Origin of the sequence: Pseudoalteromonas sp. SG45-3 (assembly GCF_014164075.1) — a bacterium.
In the GTDB taxonomy this organism is placed as follows: domain Bacteria; phylum Pseudomonadota; class Gammaproteobacteria; order Enterobacterales; family Alteromonadaceae; genus Pseudoalteromonas; species Pseudoalteromonas distincta.
Map to the genome: position 1 here is coordinate 1 of NZ_JACJEN010000014.1, position 15,861 is coordinate 15,861.

At 39.5% G+C, this 15,861-nt stretch carries 16 protein-coding genes and 4 tRNA genes; 7 read left to right on the forward strand and 13 right to left on the reverse strand.

All coding sequences use genetic code 11. The features are described from left to right. From H5126_RS14770 to murB, 8 genes are all read right to left on the reverse strand, one after another. The coding region (locus H5126_RS14770; RefSeq protein ID WP_033023824.1) for a GTP-binding protein at positions 1-125 on the reverse strand (125 nt) is incomplete at its 3' end. A gap of 128 nt (positions 126-253) precedes the next feature. Continuing rightward, a tRNA-Thr gene (locus H5126_RS14775) sits at positions 254-329 on the reverse strand. A gap of 11 nt (positions 330-340) precedes the next feature. Further along, positions 341-415, reverse strand: a tRNA-Gly gene (locus tag H5126_RS14780). Positions 416-459: 44 nt separating this feature from the next. Beyond that, a tRNA-Tyr gene (locus H5126_RS14785) sits at positions 460-544 on the reverse strand. Positions 545-584: 40 nt separating this feature from the next. After that, positions 585-660, reverse strand: a tRNA-Thr gene (locus H5126_RS14790). Positions 661-786: 126 nt separating this feature from the next. Next, complete coding sequence (locus tag H5126_RS14795; RefSeq protein ID WP_024597283.1) at positions 787-1,497, reverse strand: type III pantothenate kinase; 711 nt, start codon at positions 1,495-1,497, stop codon at positions 787-789. Continuing rightward, positions 1,494-2,486: a bifunctional biotin--[acetyl-CoA-carboxylase] ligase/biotin operon repressor BirA gene (birA, locus tag H5126_RS14800; RefSeq protein ID WP_182721072.1), complete on the reverse strand. Its 993-nt coding sequence runs from the start codon at positions 2,484-2,486 to the stop codon at positions 1,494-1,496. Before birA ends, H5126_RS14795 begins: the two co-directional genes overlap by 4 nt. Continuing rightward, positions 2,483-3,493, reverse strand: coding sequence for a UDP-N-acetylmuramate dehydrogenase (murB, locus tag H5126_RS14805; protein ID WP_182721073.1), 1,011 nt, complete (start codon positions 3,491-3,493; stop codon positions 2,483-2,485). Before murB ends, birA begins: the two co-directional genes overlap by 4 nt. A gap of 143 nt (positions 3,494-3,636) precedes the next feature. Here murB and H5126_RS14810 point away from each other — a divergent pair, with 143 nt between their 5' ends. Continuing rightward, the gene (locus H5126_RS14810) at positions 3,637-5,478 is read left to right on the forward strand and encodes a M1 family metallopeptidase (protein ID WP_024599730.1); all 1,842 of its coding nucleotides are present in this window, start codon (positions 3,637-3,639) and stop codon (positions 5,476-5,478) included. 57 nt (positions 5,479-5,535) lie between these two features. Here H5126_RS14810 and H5126_RS14815 read toward each other — a convergent pair whose 3' ends face one another. After that, positions 5,536-6,135 carry a DUF2057 domain-containing protein gene (locus H5126_RS14815; protein ID WP_169044554.1) on the reverse strand — a complete coding sequence of 200 codons (600 nt, stop codon included), beginning with the start codon at positions 6,133-6,135 and terminating at the stop codon, positions 5,536-5,538. A 92-nt stretch (positions 6,136-6,227) separates the two neighbouring features. Here H5126_RS14815 and H5126_RS14820 point away from each other — a divergent pair, with 92 nt between their 5' ends. The 3 genes from H5126_RS14820 to H5126_RS14830 all read left to right on the forward strand — a co-directional run bounded on the left by H5126_RS14820 (position 6,228) and on the right by H5126_RS14830 (position 9,794). Further along, positions 6,228-6,596 carry a histidine triad nucleotide-binding protein gene (locus H5126_RS14820; RefSeq protein ID WP_024597062.1) on the forward strand — a complete coding sequence of 123 codons (369 nt, stop codon included), beginning with the start codon at positions 6,228-6,230 and terminating at the stop codon, positions 6,594-6,596. Positions 6,597-6,814: 218 nt separating this feature from the next. Then, complete coding sequence (locus H5126_RS14825) at positions 6,815-7,471, forward strand: response regulator transcription factor (protein WP_004334929.1); 657 nt, start codon at positions 6,815-6,817, stop codon at positions 7,469-7,471. A 166-nt stretch (positions 7,472-7,637) separates the two neighbouring features. Next, positions 7,638-9,794, forward strand: a complete 2,157-nt coding sequence (locus H5126_RS14830; protein ID WP_182721074.1) for a response regulator — start codon at positions 7,638-7,640, stop codon at positions 9,792-9,794. A gap of 40 nt (positions 9,795-9,834) precedes the next feature. On the opposite strand, the gene H5126_RS14835 is transcribed toward H5126_RS14830, so the two are convergent. From H5126_RS14835 to H5126_RS14850, 4 genes are all read right to left on the reverse strand, one after another. After that, positions 9,835-10,470, reverse strand: a complete 636-nt coding sequence (locus H5126_RS14835; RefSeq protein ID WP_259397996.1) for a hypothetical protein — start codon at positions 10,468-10,470, stop codon at positions 9,835-9,837. After that, positions 10,448-11,863 (reverse strand): mannose-1-phosphate guanylyltransferase/mannose-6-phosphate isomerase, encoded by a 1,416-nt coding sequence (locus H5126_RS14840; RefSeq protein ID WP_182721075.1) that lies wholly within the window; start codon positions 11,861-11,863, stop codon positions 10,448-10,450. The genes H5126_RS14835 and H5126_RS14840 overlap by 23 nt, the downstream gene beginning before the upstream one ends. Before the next feature lie 75 nt (positions 11,864-11,938). Then, positions 11,939-12,712, reverse strand: a complete 774-nt coding sequence (locus tag H5126_RS14845) for an amidohydrolase (RefSeq protein WP_182721076.1) — start codon at positions 12,710-12,712, stop codon at positions 11,939-11,941. After that, a complete protein-coding gene (locus tag H5126_RS14850; protein WP_182721077.1) occupies positions 12,700-13,842 on the reverse strand; it encodes a methionine aminotransferase in 1,143 nt (380 codons plus the stop codon). Before H5126_RS14850 ends, H5126_RS14845 begins: the two co-directional genes overlap by 13 nt. A gap of 108 nt (positions 13,843-13,950) precedes the next feature. Here H5126_RS14850 and H5126_RS14855 point away from each other — a divergent pair, with 108 nt between their 5' ends. From H5126_RS14855 to H5126_RS14865, 3 genes are read left to right on the forward strand one after another with little or no spacing between them, the layout of a single operon-like run. Next, positions 13,951-14,580: a methylthioribulose 1-phosphate dehydratase gene (locus H5126_RS14855; RefSeq protein WP_182721078.1), complete on the forward strand. Its 630-nt coding sequence runs from the start codon at positions 13,951-13,953 to the stop codon at positions 14,578-14,580. Then, positions 14,577-15,263 (forward strand): acireductone synthase, encoded by a 687-nt coding sequence (mtnC, locus tag H5126_RS14860; RefSeq protein WP_182721079.1) that lies wholly within the window; start codon positions 14,577-14,579, stop codon positions 15,261-15,263. Before H5126_RS14855 ends, mtnC begins: the two co-directional genes overlap by 4 nt. Further along, a complete protein-coding gene (locus H5126_RS14865; RefSeq protein WP_182721080.1) occupies positions 15,260-15,802 on the forward strand; it encodes an acireductone dioxygenase in 543 nt (180 codons plus the stop codon). The genes mtnC and H5126_RS14865 overlap by 4 nt, the downstream gene beginning before the upstream one ends. The last annotated feature ends 59 nt before the right edge of the window (positions 15,803-15,861 follow it).

The window sequence follows — 15,861 nt, forward strand, 5'->3', positions numbered from 1 at the left end:
CCGCCGTATACTTTTGCAAGTACGTTAGTGATTGCTGCAGTTAGTGTAGTTTTACCGTGGTCAACGTGGCCGATTGTACCAACGTTTACGTGCGGTTTTACGCGTTCAAACTTTTCTTTTGCCATGACGGAACCTATCAGTTTTGTGTATCTAAATTACATATGAAAATAATCCACCATAGGTAGATTAAGTTAATTTTTTCAAATAGTATTTTCTGACAGATAAAGGAAGTAATCAAGGAGATTCTTAGGACTGGTGCTGATAGGCAGAGTCGAACTGCCGACCTCACCCTTACCAAGGGTGCGCTCTACCAACTGAGCTATATCAGCAACACAAGAACTGGAGCGGGCAGCGGGAATCGAACCCGCATCATCAGCTTGGAAGGCTGAGGTAATAGCCATTATACGATGCCCGCATAAAAATCTGTTCTTAAACTACCTCTAACCGTCAAGAATAAAGTGGTGGAGGGAGCTGGATTCGAACCAGCGAAGGCTGAGCCGTCAGATTTACAGTCTGATCCCTTTGGCCGCTCGGGAACCCCTCCACGATAATTCTCTACTAATTCACTTCCGGTAAAAGGAAAGTGGTGCCGACTAACCGAGTCGAACGGTTGACCTACTGATTACAAGTCAGTTGCTCTACCAGCTGAGCTAAGTCGGCACTGCTTTAGTACGGGGCGAGATATTAGAGTAAGGTTTATTGGGATGCAACAATAAAATTAAAAAAAGTGTAAATTTTTAGTTTAAATGCTCAATATTCACGCGAAAACACGTTTTTTGCACTTTTTTATACTGTTTCGGTTAATTCATACCAATAATTTAAGCCCTTCATTACTAACAATGAATCAAAAATACTTCCTGCAAATTGCTGTTGCAATAGCGAGCCATAGCCACCAGCAAAAATAATTTGTGGTGCTTGTTCTGTTTTTTGAGCCGTTAAATTCAGCTTAGCTTGCTCAATTGCACCGATGGTTGCCACTAAAGCACCATTTTTTAAACCGTTTGGCGTGTTTTTACCCAATTCATTAGTAAATGGTGTTTTACCGTCATCAAAAACACGTTGGGTGTTTTGTGTAAGTGATGAGGTCATTAAATCAAGCCCAGGTAAAATCCAGCCGCCTAAATGCTTACCTTCATTATCAAGCACATCAATTGTTGTCGCAGTACCTGCATCAACAACAATGCATGCTTTATGTGGGTATAATGTAAAGCCTGCAATAAGCGCAAGCCACCTGTCGATGCCTAAGTTACCTACGTGCTCGTAAGCGCATACAAGATCTCCAAGCGTTTTGGTTACTTTGGCTTCAAAGCAAGTAATATTATTGCTAGCCGCTTGCGTTAGAATATCGTTTAATAAATCACTGCGCCCTACGCACGCATAAATCACTTCGGTTATTTGCAACCAAGGTAGGTTATTTATATCTGCTGGTTGTGCTTGATCGTTATCCCACAGCACAGCTTTTAGTGATGTATTTCCTACGTCGATCAGTAATCTCATACTTGCGCCTTTCTGAGGGAGACTTCCCCACCGTAATAACTTTTTACTTCACCATCTTGGCGAATTCGTATTCCACCTTGTGGGTCAATACCTTCACATATTCCACGCCAGCTTCGGTGCCCTGTATTAAGCTCAACATAATCACCAGCAAATGCATTGAGTGAATTCCATTGCTCATACATATTTTGCAAACCTGTTTGACGATACTGCACTAAACGCTGCTCTAAATGATGAGTAAGCGATGCCACTAGCTGGTTTTTATCTAGCTGTTGGGTATGTTGATTTAAGTCGGTCCACGCTTGGTCTATATGTTGGCTAAAGCTGTCTGGCATTTGTAAGTTGATACCTATACCAATCACAAGCTGACAAGGACCTTGCGGCTGTCCGTCGAGTTCAACTAATACACCTGCAAGCTTTTGCTTATTTATATAAATATCGTTAGGCCATTTAAGCTCTACGTCAATTTGGTATAACGCTTTAATTGCATCATAAACTGCAAGGCCTACTGCAATTGATACACCCATTGCAGCTTGAAGCCCGTCATCTAAACGCCAAAAGTAACTGTAATACAAATTAGCGCCGAATGGGGATTGCCAAACACGGCCGCGTCGGCCGCGCCCTGCTTGCTGCATTTCAGCAACAATAACAGTCCCAGACTCAAGCGCTGTTTTAACCTGTATACGGCGCATAAGCTCACTGTTGGTCGAATCTATAATAGGGTGTACTTCTACATTGGCCGTATTATCACCTAGCGCTTTGTAGTGTTGATCAATTTGCGTTTTATTTAAAAGGCCCACCTGACTATTCAAACAATAGCCTTTGCCAGTCACTTTAAAAATATCCAAGCCCATTTCTTGTAACGTTTTAATATGTTTACTAACCGCAGCTCGGCTAATTCCTAGCTTTTCACCCAAGGCTTGCCCAGATACAAAGCCTCCTTGGTTGAGTGCATTTAAAATAGCGAGTTTGTTTCCATCAGGTGCTTTCATTGCTCAGGCTCCGCGTTAATATGGCATTCGCTGCACGAATCTATCAAACGTACTTCGTGCTCAAGCATAATGTTGTAGCGCATATAAACCACTTGCTGAATGTGTTTAATCATTTTTATTAGGTCACTACCTTCACTATTTCCGTGATTAACAAGCACTAGCGCTTGTTGTTCATGCACTTCTACACCGGCCTCGCGGTGCCCTTTTAAACCACTTTGATCGATTAACCAACCTGCTGCGACCTTGTGATGGCTTTGCCCATATTCGTAATGAGGTAAATCTGCAAACGGCTTTAATAGCTCAGCTAACTGCTGGTTAGTAATTATTGGGTTTTTAAAAAAACTGCCCGCATTTGGCAATGTATATGGGTTTGGTAATTTACTATTACGCGTTTTTATAACCTGCTCAAACACTGCTTGCGGTGTAATAATATCTAGCTGCTGCAGGGGGCCATAACTTAATACTGGTTGCCACTTTTTTGGAAGCGCTAAATGCACTTGCGTGATCACCGCTTTATTTTTAAGGGCATGTTTAAATATTGAGTCTCTGTAGGCAAATTCACATTGCTCGTTATTTAGTGAGTGCATAGTTTTAGTGGTTATATCAAAGTATTCTACCAACTCAATAAATTTAGCTACCTCAACGCCATAAGCACCAATATTTTGTACCGGCGATGCACCCACTGTGCCCGGTATAAGTGCTAAATTTTCAAGCCCGGGTATATTTTTCTCTAATAAATAACTGACTAGTTGATGCCAGTTTTCGCCTGCGGCAATAGTTATTAGTGTGTCGCTCTCGCGCTCGGTAATTTTAATCCCTTTTAAGGCTATTTTTATAACCGTACCCATGTAGTCATTTAAAAATACGGTATTACTGCCCTCGCCTAGCAAACAAAACGGTGTACTAAAACTTTGCGTTTTAAGTTGCTCAAGCTGAGTAATTTCAACAAAATTTTGGCATTGGTTGTTTAATGCGAATGTATGTAAGGAGTGTAATGAATGCGCCACAAAGCTCTCTAAAAATACCGGTAACTAATCGCAATAGTTTACCTCATCGTCGCAAATGTGGCACTAGATTGTAAAAATCACTCAACCCACCGTGCCAATCGTGATATAAAACCAGCACTTTTTTATTTGTGTTCAGAGTAATGATGAAAATTAAACCTCTTTTTTTAAGCCTCGCTATGGCGGGTATGTGTTCGCAAGCAATGGCTAATGCGATTGACCAAAACTCGTATGCTAACCTTGATGATGTTGTTACTACTCACTTAAACCTTGATTTAGATGTCGACTTTGCCGACAAGCAGTTAGAAGGTTTTGTTGAGCATACTCTTCAGTGGAACAACAGCAAAAGTAGAACGCTTGTACTTGATACCCGCGACTTAGACATTGATAAAGTAATGTACAAAGATCAAAGTGGTAACTGGAAAAAGGCGACTTTTGATTTAGCTAAGCGAGATGACGTTAAAGGTTCAAAGCTTACTATTGTGTTTAAAAACCAAGCTGAAGTAGTTCGTATTTACTACAACAGTCGTCCAGAAGCTTCAGGCCTGCAATGGTTAACACCCACGCAAACGGCAAGTAAAACGCATCCATTTATGTACAGCCAATCGCAAGCAATTCATGCACGTAGTTGGATCCCAGTGCAAGATACACCCGCAATGCGTGTAACTTACTCTGCACGAATTCATACACCAAAAGATATACGTGCTGTAATGAGTGCCGATAACAAAGATGCGCTTTATAAAGATGGCGATTACATTTTTGATATGCCACAAGCAATTTCACCTTACCTAATTGCTATTGGCGCAGGTAACTTAGAATTTAAAGCAATGTCGCATCAAACAGGCATATTTGCTGAGCCGACAATTTTAGATGCCTCAGTTGCTGAGTTTGATGACACCCAAGCCATGATTGATAAAACAAACGCGATGTACGGCGAATATGCTTGGGGTCGTTACGATTTATTAATGTTACCGCCAAGTTTTCCGTTTGGTGGCATGGAAAATCCACGCTTATCATTCATAACTCCAACGGTTGTTGCTGGTGATAAAAGCTTAGTTAACCTTATTGCCCATGAGCTTGCTCATTCTTGGTCAGGTAACTTAGTAACTAACGCAACGTGGGAAGATTTATGGTTAAACGAAGGTTTTACCTCGTACGTTGAAAACCGCATTATGGAAGAAGTATTTGGTCGTGACCGTGCGGTTATGGAACAAGCACTTGATTCAGCGTCTTTACGCGCACAAATTAAAACAATTGATGCACCAGATACACGCCTTAATTTAAAACTTAATGGCCGCGACCCAGACGATGCGTTTAGCTCAGTGCCTTACACTAAAGGTCAGTTATTTTTAATCTATCTAGAAAACAAATATGGCCGCGATAAGTTTGACCCGTTTGTAAAAGCGTACTTTAAAGAGTTTTCGTTTAAATCACTTACTACCGCGCAATTTGTTACTTACTTAAAAGCTAACTTAATTGAGAAGTACCCCGGTGTTGTAAGTATGGATAAAGTAAACGAATGGATTTTTGAGCCAGGCTTACCAAGTGATGCGCCAAACCCTACTTCAGATGCATTTGATAAAGTAGATACTGCAACAGCAGCATGGCTAAAAGGCGACACAACAGCAGCTCAACTACCAACAGCTGATTGGTCTGTGCATGAGTGGCTACACTTTTTAAATAACTTACCACGCGATTTAAGCATAGAGAAAATGAGCGAGCTTGATAGTGAATTTAACCTAACGCAATCAACGAATGCTGAACGTGCATTTGCTTGGTTTATGCTAGCAGTAGGTAATGGTTATCAACCAATTTATCCTGCGCTTAATAAGCACCTATCAGGTATTGGCCGTCGTAAGTTAATTGTACCGTTATACAAATCACTTATCACTAACGGTAAAAAAGAGTGGGCACAAAGCGTGTACTTAAAAGCACGCCCTGGGTATCACCCTCTTGCACAAGGTACTATTGACGCATTATTTGAATAAATAGCGTTAATTAGAAACTAACAAGGGCCAAATTTGGCCCTTTTGTTTTTCTGTTTTTTACTTTGTCACTTTTTCTAAAAAAGCTTTACGCTCCGTAGCCGTGGCTTGCTGCCACCAAAAATCAAGCATTTGCGGCGCACTTGGCATGCCCTTACCTGTAATTGGTGCTATTGGCTTTATTGGTTGGCTAGGACGAGAAGGTCCTGCAGGCATTGTATTTTGCATTGCCGGTTTATTGCTTGCTAGCTGCGTGTTAGAAATAACACTTAAAGGTTTAGCAACAGCGCTACTTTTTGCTTTTAAACTCACTTGAGGGGCTTCTGCAAATACTTTTGCAGATACCGCATTTTCAGCACGATTAAACACTAAGGTATAATCTTTACCTGCTTCAACAGTTACATTTACCCAAAATGGTTCCGACTCTATAACTTCATGCGTGTCATAATCATCTTCATATAAATCGGTGTACTTTAGCCTAAGCTGATAGGTCCCTGGAGCAAGCTCGACATCGTCAATACGACTAAACAAAGAGCTTTCTAGCATTTTATCGCCCACTTGCAGTGGTACAATTTCTTCTGGAAAGTGAATATTCTCAGCATTAGCCGAAAAACTAACTAATAATGCAACTGCACTACTTATTAAAATTGGTTTAAGCATATTAACTCCTTTATTTGATTTCAGTTTGACACTGCTTTGAAAGTTTGTCATTAGTGAGCTTAAAATTCACAACACTTAATTAGGAACACACTATGAGCCAAGAAACTATTTTTACCAAAATAATTAATCGTGAAATTCCGGCAGATATTATTTACGAAGATGAAAACACTCTCGCATTTAAAGATATAAACCCACAAGCGCCATTTCATGTATTAATTATCCCAAAAAAAGCAATTGCTACTATAAATGATATAAATCCTGAAAACTCACATTTAGTAGGCAACTTATACGTAGCCGCAGCTAAATTAGCTAAGCAACATAATTTTGCTGAGGACGGATACCGCGTAGTTATGAACTGTAACGAACATGGTGGGCAAACTGTTTATCACATACATTTACACATGCTTGCCGGTAAAGAGATGGGGTGGCCACCTTATCAAAATGTAAAAAAAGTAAATTAATTAAAATTTTCACTAAACTATTCCACTCAACTAATTAGTTACAAATGTTATGGTTTTTCATGGTTATAAATAATAAATAGTTACTTATTTGCAACATTTTATGTTTAAATAATCGTAATATCGTATTTGTTATTGAGTACATCAACGACTTTCTAATACAAAAGGTGTGGAAGTCGTGATAAACTCAGTCAGTCAGCTTTATAAAAGAGTATAAAAACATGAGCAGTTCAGCCTTTTTGTTATTAGATCAAGAGCCAATTAACACTATTGGTATTAACGTTTTAGAACCTTTGTTAAAAACGCAAGGCCTTGACGTAACCACAGGTACTAATATTTTAGACATACCTGAAGGGACTCGACTTTTGTTTATTGAAACATCAAGCAAGGATGCATGGGGAAAACTAAAAGAACAACTAGTAAACCTACGTATTAAATGCGATATCATATTATTTAATCTAGACGAAAACCCTGAACTTGCTAACCGTGCATTGTTGAGCGGTATTCGTGGCGTGTTTTACACAACAGATAACGCCGATGTATTAATGAAAGGTATTCGCTTACTACTTGAAGATCAACTTTGGTATCGTCGCGATATTATGTGTAATGCATTAAATCGTATGCTTCAGTTTAATAAAGATGCCCTGCATAAATTAACTGAAGGTGATATTGAGCCTGTTAAACTCACTAAACGAGAAAAAGCAATAATCTCACTAATGAGTAAAGGTTCGAAGAATAAAGAGATCGCAGAAGATTTAAGTATCAGTCCACACACTGTTAAAACACATTTATATAGCGCATTTAGAAAAACTAAATGTCGTAACCGTATTGAGCTCCTATCTTGGGCACAGCAAAATATCCCTGATGAAATTCGTTAATCAAATATTTAGTTTAAAATTAAAAGCAGACACTTAGGTGTCTGTTTTTGTATGTGTTGCATGCTTATTTAATACTAATTTGCTTACTTAAGTGATCTGTTTTGAAAATTGGTATAAGTGTATACTTTTGATAATCTTAGTTTAAAACTACTTTGCTGGAATATTAATGCTCGACTCTTTCACTCTTTATTTTGCCAGCATCGCCATCATGGTTGTAATGACCTTACTTAACTTTTTGACGTGGCGAACAAACAAACAAATTCCAGGCACATTGCTTTATATTTTCTATCCCATATTGCTATTAGGCTCAGTTATTGGCTTTACTCTTGTTGGTGATACACATAATTTAGTGATTATTAGCGCTGCTAGTAGCATGATGTTTGCCGCATCAATAGTGCATTGTTTATCGCTCAGTCAGTTTTTAAATTATCACGGTATTGGTTTTAAATTACTTTGCTCAGTGACCGCTTTTTGCACTGTAATGCTTGGCTATTACACCTTTATTGACCCATCTTTACACGAAAGAGTGATTGCATCCGATATACAGCACATAGCAGAAGCCGGTTTTTTACTGTTTATATTTATTAAATGTGCACGCAAACCCTACCCTAATGGCAGTATTGTATACATAACCATTTTAACGCTTGTTGCTTTAAGCTTTATTGGCCGCTCGTTATTTATGAATAACATTGAACAAAAAAACCTTTTAGTAAACGGCTGGTTTAGCTCTTTGCTATTTTTAAATGGCGTAATTGCGCCCATGTTTTATGCTGCAGGTATGGCGTTATTGTGTAATGAGCGCAGAGAGCAGCATCTCAATAAGTTAGCCGATAAAGCACAAAAAGATTTAGAAATACGCGGGCTCTTTTTATCAACTATAAGCCACGAAATTCGCACCCCGCTAAACGGTATTTTAGGCAGCGCCCAACTTGTTATGAACCAAACAAGTGATACCCGCAATAAAGCCTATTGCGAGGCGATTATAAATTCTGCCGAATCTCTTAATTTATTGGTAGATAAAGTACTCGATTATGCAAGTTTGGATCAAAGTGACGAAGCGCTTTACGAAGAAGATGTCGAGTTTAAAACATGGCTTAATAATTTATGCTTATTACTAAGTCCTCTCGCCGAGCAAAAACAGCTCAAGTTTGAACTAATATGTAATATTCCTGAGCAAGCCTGTTATTACTGCGACCAGCAAAAACTTAGGCAAATAATTATTAATTTAGTGGGTAATGCCATTAAGTTTACAGACCACGGAACCGTTAAAATTCAGGTTGATTTAGTTTTAGAAAAGCAACTTGAGCACACTATAAAAATTAGTGTAAAAGATTCAGGGCCAGGTATAGAAAATGATGAGATAGCTTACTTAACAGAGCCCTACGTACAAAGCAGTGCAGGAAAAGAGAAAGGTGGGACCGGCCTTGGTTTAGCTATTACCAGTCGCCTACTTGAAAAGCTCAGTAGCCGACTCGAAATAGCTAGCCAGCTTGGAACCGGCAGTGTATTTAGCTTTACCGTTACTTTTACCTTAGGTGAATTAAGCCTTGTAGAGCAGCGCCATCAAACTAAAGATTACTTAACAGGTCTTGATGTACTACTGGTTGAAGATTTAGATTTAAATCAAAAAATTGCTATAGAATTTATGGCCGACGATGAGCACAAAATTAAGCTCGCAAAAGATGGGAAAAGCGCCATAGAGCTCATGCAAGCTCACCACTTCGATGTTGTTTTGCTTGATATGAACCTACCTGATTTAACAGGCCAAGAAGTACTTAAACGGCTAAAACGCATTGATCATAAAAATCAACGAACGCCAGTACTCGCATTTACTGCAAGCCTTAGCCCTGACGAAGTAAAAGAATATTTAGAATTAGGAATAAAAGACATTGTAGGCAAGCCTATTAAGCACGAAAAGCTTCGCCAAGCACTTAGCGACTCTCAATCTAATCAAACTGCGAGTATTGCAGTAGAGCTTATTGATACGTTGTATGACAAAACAGCGGCCGAAACACTCACCAGCTCGTTTAGTGAAGATGAAGTATCGTCGATTTATAATGAGTTTGTGCTTTCGGCGCGTAACAAACTAATTCGCTGTCAAAAATTAATAGATCAGCAGCCAGAGCAATGCATTAAGCTTTTACATCGCCAAGCAAGTACCGCTCTGCAATTGGGTTTTAATCGCTATGGTATTGAGCTTAAAAAAATAGAGCGCCGTTTACTCGATAAAAAGCCACATAACGATATGCTTGATGAAGCGCTAGATCTGTGGCAACGCAGCTTAGAGCAATATTTAAAGTTTGTGCGAGGACAGTTAGAGTGAAATTAAAAAAGCGTTTAAGTTTTTTAAATTTTACTTTAGGTTAATCAAACCTCGCAACCTCTTCAAAGCTAAGCCCAGTAAAGCCATGGGCTTGCAAGGCACAAAATAGGTTTAAAGTAATATCTTTATCATTTACACGAGAGTCAAAAACGTAAGTGCCTTCAAATCGGTCTTCTGGCATTTTAAATATGCAGCTATGCTTTGGTAGTTTTTCTTTTTTGAACACCGCTTTTTGTAATCCGATATTTAAACTTGGCAGCATAAAAGTACTCATCTCAACATTTAATATACCCTCTATTTTTCGAGTGACATTATAAAAGTACCAATTATCATCACCGACATGGAAAGGCAGTAACTCTCCCGAATCTTCAAAAATCTCTGCCAATTCATTTGCTACATGATCCCTTATAGCAAGACCCTGTAAATTTATTGCTGTCATATCACCTATCGGCGTCTCTTTTTCATTATTATAATGGGCACTAAAATTTATCAGTGTAGACTCTTTTGTAGAAGTATTAGGTTTCCATAACTCAGATTCACATAAAGTTTCATCATCAGGAAATATGACTCGATAATGATTCACGTCAGGTGTGATTTTATAAATGACTTTACTCATTAATATTGAAACGTCCTTTTTGGCATGAATTTTATTTTTAACCCCTTCCATATTTATCATCAAATCGCTCTATATCGCTTTCATCAAGTACAGTACCGGTTTGCACTTCAATAACAATTAACGGCTCTTTTTGATTATTAGCCAAGCTATGAATTTGCTTAGCCGCGATATAACACGATTGGTCATGCGTTAGCGTATACGCTTGCTCATCAATACATACATTTGCAATACCCGAAACCACCACCCAATGTTCAGCGCGATGCTGATGGCGCTGCGTCGAAAGCTTAGCACCGCTATTAACAGTAATTTTTTTAACTTTAAAGCCTGTGCCTTCAACCAAAGTACGGTAATTCCCCCATGGGCGAAAAACCACTTGATGATGATTAAGTTTATCGGCCTGTTTTGTCGCAATTTGCTTGAGCAACAAAGGCAGAGAGTCCAGCTCATTTTGATTTGCGATTAACGTGGCATCATGAGTATGAATAATCGCTAAATTACTTACTCCAAGCGTGGCTATTGTATGCTCAGCCTCGTTAATAACTAAGTTATGAGTGCTTTTTTGAGCCATATAATTAGCATTTAAACTATTACCGTTTTCATCTTTTTTTGTAAGTGCATCAAGGGATGAAAAACTACCTACATCACTCCATTTTAAATCAACAGGCATAACAACTACGTTATTACTGCGCTCTAAAATGGCGTAATCAATTGAATCGCTTGGGCAGTGTTCAAGCACACTTTTGCTTGGGCGGGTAAACCCTAAATCTTTAGTAAATTGTGCCGCTGCGGCGACACTCGTTGCTATTTTTGGCGCAAACCGCTTAAGCTCTTTTAAATAGGCTGCTGGGGTAAATAAAAACATGCCGCTATTCCAGCTATAACCACCTTGAGCTAAATAATGGTTCGCTGTATCTAAGTCAGGCTTTTCTTTAAATTGAGCAACATCGTAACAACCCGTACCGGCAATAGCCGCGCCTTGTTTTATATAGCCATAGCCAGTATGCGGCTGTGTAGGAGTAATCGAAAACGTCACGAGCTTTCCTTGCTCAGCAAGTTTTACAGCTTCAGGGAGCTTAGCTGTTAATACATCAAAGTTTTCAATATGATGATCGGCAGGCATCACTAATAGCGGGCCGGTAATCCCATTTTGCAGTGCATAGTGGGCGGCTAATGCGATGGCAGGCGCGGTATTTTTACCTTTAGGTTCGAGTAATAATGCAGTAGGAATTGAGCTTTCAGCCTGCTCGGCGGCAATAAATCGGTGCTGCTCGTTACACACTAAAATAGCATTATCAAACAACTCATTAGAAACACGCGCCAACGTACTTTGTAGCAATGACATGTTTTCATTTAGTAGTGGTAAAAATTGTTTAGGCATTGCTTGGCGAGAAAGCGGCCACAAGCGAGAGCCTATGCCACCAGCTAAAATTACAGGAGTGATTAAAGTGTTCATTACGAAATTTGCCGCCAACAAAAAATATCAGCGGCTATTTTAACACTTTATTGGCTCTGCGCTAAATTAACGTGTTTATATTAATGTAAAAGAGTCGGCATCTAAATAGGCAGGAAACGCTGCTTTAAACTCATCCAGTGGAGATTTTTCAAGCGTGATAGTAACTAGTTGCTCAGTGTTATCTTGCGCTTTAGTTAATGCATCGCCTTTGAAGTCGTATACTGCGGTACCGCCATTGTGCGCAATACCATTACCATCATTCCCTACACGATTAACGCCTACTACGTAACACAGGTTTTCCATTGCACGCGCCATAAGTAGTGTATCCCATATGTGGCGGCGCACAGCTGGCCAATTTGCTACGTTTATCATTACATCGTAGTCGTTATTATTACGTTGAAATACCGGAAAACGCAGGTCATAACACACCTGTGGTAATAGTTTAAAACCGTTGATTTCAAAAACTTTACGCGCTTGCCCTGCTACAACGTAATCGCCCTCACTGCCTAAGCGAAATAAATGGCGTTTGTCGTAATAACTCACCTCACCGTCGGGCTTTACCCAATAAAACCGATTGGCTTTTTTATTGCCTTGCGCAACCAGTACCGAACCGGCAATAACCGCATTATGTTTATGAGCCTGTGCCTTTAACCAAGTAAGTACTTTACCGCTTTCGGGCTCTGCACAATCTAAATTAATAGCAAAGCCAGTCGAAAATGTTTCGGGCAGTAAAATAAGATTCGGCTGATTAGTAATTGCTTCAAGCTGTTTATTAAACATGGCTAAATTAGCGTCTTTATCAAGCCAGTGAAGCGAACTTTGCAATGCTGTAATAGTTAAAGTTGACATAATATTTGCGCAGCCTCTATGAGAGTGTTGTCGTTTTTAGCAAAGCATAAACGAATGACTTTATCGGTTGGTGGCTTTTGATAAAACACACTTAACGGAATAGCCGCAACACCTGCTTGCTCTACTAACCAATGGCAAAATTCAACATCGTTTAAATCCGATACATCACTGTAATCTAACAATAAAAAGTAAGTGCCTTGGCTAGGTAAAATTTTAAAACGGCTGTTACTTAAATGGCTCGCTAATAAATCACGCTTTTGCTGATAAAACCGACTTAGCTCATCTATATGCTCACCTTGCTGCTCTAGCATATCGCCAAGCGCATGTTGTGCAGGGGTAAAACTTGAAAACGTAACATACTGATGAATTTTTCTAAATTCGACAGCTAAATCGGCAGGTGCAATACAGTAACCCATTTTCCAGCCCGTGCTGTGAAACGTTTTACCAAAACTAGATATAACAAAGCTTTTGGCAAATAACTCATCATCGCGTAATACGCTTAAATGCGGTTGTTCATCAAACGTAATGTGCTCATATACCTCATCGCTTATTACATACAAATTGTGAGTACCAACTAACTCTTTAAGCGCTTTTATATCTTGTGGCTGTAATATTTTACCGCTTGGGTTATGAGGCGTATTAATAATAATTGCACGGGTATTTTTAGTAATAGCTTGGCTTACTACTTGCCAATCAATAGTGTAATTTGGCGCACTTAAAGCAATGTGTACCGACTTTCCACCAGCAAGTTCAATTGCCGGCTGGTAGGAGTCATATGCAGGGTCAAATACAATTACTTCATCACTGGGGCGCACAATTGTTTGAATAGCCACAAACAATGCCTCTGTTGCACCCGAGGTAACAGTAACCTGCTCTGCGGCGCTTATATTAGCGGCATATTTGCGCTTTGCTAAATCAGCAATTTGTTGCTGTAATCGTGGTACACCACTTGAAGGTGAATATTGATTAACGCCCTGCTGAACATAATAATTTAGCTGTGTTTTTAAAAGATCAGGAGCATCAAACTCAGGAAAGCCTTGAGAGAGATTAATTGCTGAAAACTCATTAGCCAACCCACTCATTTGGCTAAATATACTAACGCCTAAATTTGGTAATTTACTTTCAAACACGTGATGCCCTTAATGATGGTTTTGCGCTTAAAGCGATGCTATCATTGCTTAAAACAGAAGTATAGCCGTCTAAAAACAATTAACTTTACGCTCGTTAGTGAGGAATGTATGCAAAACAATACCGCTATTTCACAACTTATTGAAGCCGGAAAATGGGTTAGCCAAAAAGGCTGGGTACCCGCAACAGGCGGAAACTTTTCAGCTCGTACTAGCACTGGCTTTGTTGTTACGGCAAGTGGGCACGATAAAGGCTCACTTACGCAAGCGCATTTTTTGCAATTAGACCACCAAGGCGAACGCCTAAGTGGGGCTGTAAAGCCATCGGCAGAAACACAATTACACCTAAGTTTGTATCAGCTTATACCTGATGCACAGTGTGTTTTGCATACTCACTCTGTAGCCGCCACCGTACTGTCGCAAATTACCCAAAGGCATCAGCTTGATTTAACAGGCTATGAAATGCAAAAAGCACTGAGCGGCTTTACTTCGCATTTAGAAACGCTGAGCATTCCTATTTTCGATAACGATCAAGATATTGACCGATTAAGCCTGCTGGTCAGTGACCATCATTTACATACACCAATTGAGCATGGCGTACTTATACGTGGTCATGGCTTATATGCTGTAGGGCGCAATATTGATGAAGTTCGCCGCCACCTAGAAGCCTTAGAGTTTTTATTTAGTTGCGAACTAGAGCGCCTAAAAATAGTAGGTATTCAAGCGGGAGTAACTAAATGATTAAAGCTATTTTAACCGACATCGAAGGCACAATAACCCGCATCTCGTTTGTTAAAGAGGTGTTGTTTCCTTACGCGGCAAAACAATTACCGACCTTTGTACGTGCCAATGCTAATAAGCCAGATGTAGCCGAACAAATTAATGCCGTAAAAGCGCTTATCGAAAAGCCAAACGCCGATATAGAAGAAGTCATTAGCACCTTACTTACCTGGATTGACGAAGATAAAAAAATCACTCCACTTAAGCAGTTACAAGGCTTAATTTGGCAAACAGGGTATGAACACGGTGATTTTAAAGGTCATTTATACCCAGATGCATTTGATTTTTTACAAGCACAGCACAATAACGATACTGCTTTGTATGTGTATTCGTCAGGGTCGGTAAAAGCGCAGCAGCTACTTTTTAAATACAGTGATTATGGCGACATTCGCAGCTTATTTACTGATTTTTTTGACACCAAAGTTGGCGCAAAACAAGAGCAAGCAGCCTATAACACTATTGTTGAGCTGTTACCGTTTAAAGCAGCAGAAATACTCTTTTTAAGTGATGTAGCCGGCGAGCTTGATGCCGCACAAGCTGCGGGCTTAAAAACTCTACATTTAATTCGTGATGGGCAAGCAAGCACTAAAGCACACCCTTATATTAATGACTTTAGCCAATTTATATTGGAGCAATTGGTATGAGCCAATTAACGGTGTATGCCGACAACGATGCAAACAAAGCACTTGTAAGCACATCAAATGCTGATGATATTGTAAAGCAACTAGCTAAAGTAAACGTACGTTTTGAAAAGTGGCAAGCAAATGCAGAGATTAATGAGCACACTACTCATGAACAAATTATTAGTGCGTACAAAAACGATATAGATCGGTTAAAAACCGAAAATGGCTATCAAACAGTAGACGTAATATCTCTAGCTAAAGGTAATCTTGGCGCATCAGAGCTGCGCAAAAAGTTTTTATTTGAACATACTCATAGTGAAGACGAAGTGCGTTTTTTTGTAAAAGGCCAAGGGCTATTTTGCCTGCATTTAGGCAATAAGGTTTATCAGGTACTTTGCCAGCAAGGCGATTTAATTTCAGTGCCAGAGCTTACCCCGCATTGGTTTGATATGGGAAGCGACCCTGAGTTCACTGCCATTCGCTTATTTAACAATACAGAGGGCTGGGTAGCAAAAAGTACGGAGTCATCTATTGCCAAGCAATTTCCGTTATTATCGTAAGTTAGCCATTCATTCAAAACCTTGGTCCACACTAATAAACATAATGTGGACCAAGGATA